Here is a 475-nt window from a genome sequence, read left to right on the forward strand (position 1 = left end):
CGACACGTCCGCACGCATCCAAAAAGAAGCGCAGGAAGCCTTGGGCAGCCTGTTGGAAAAACTCTCCCTCTCCGCCCGCAGCTTCCACCGCATCATGCGCGTGGCGCGTACGCTGGCAGATTTGGCGGGCGATGAAGAAGTCGGCAGAAGCCATGTTTTGAAAGCCGTCAGCTTCCGCCGCGCGTTGTAAGATTTTTCAGACGACCTTGAATACTGAAAATGGAAGATTCAAGGTAAAAAGCCGAGACAGGTTGGGTATCTTGCTGGTGTTTTAAGCGCGGAATGTACTGTTTTATCAAGGAAATTCTGTTTTTGATAAATTGTCAGCGCGTCCTAACATCACGGCGGTTTTCGTAAAAACCATGTAAACAAACGGCGCATTTTTGCCCAATATAAAGGATATTGATAAAATGACCCGTCCCTGCCGATGGCGGCAGCAGATTCCTCTGCCGCCAGAAGGTCGTCTGAATGGCAT

General features: G+C 50.1%; 1 protein-coding gene and 1 pseudogene. One reads left to right on the top strand and one right to left on the bottom strand.

Features of this window, described 5'->3' with window-relative positions; all coding sequences use genetic code 11:
* Window positions 1-190: pseudogene (locus ACTHUR_RS19790) on the top strand (YifB family Mg chelatase-like AAA ATPase); the annotation flags it as partial.
* A 105-nt stretch (window positions 191-295) separates the two neighbouring features.
* Here ACTHUR_RS19790 and ACTHUR_RS19795 read toward each other — a convergent pair.
* Window positions 296-475, bottom strand: a 180-nt coding sequence (locus ACTHUR_RS19795) for a hypothetical protein (RefSeq protein WP_440400500.1), incomplete at its 5' end; no start/stop codon positions are given.

This window comes from Neisseria sp. P0021.S007 (assembly GCF_051956855.1).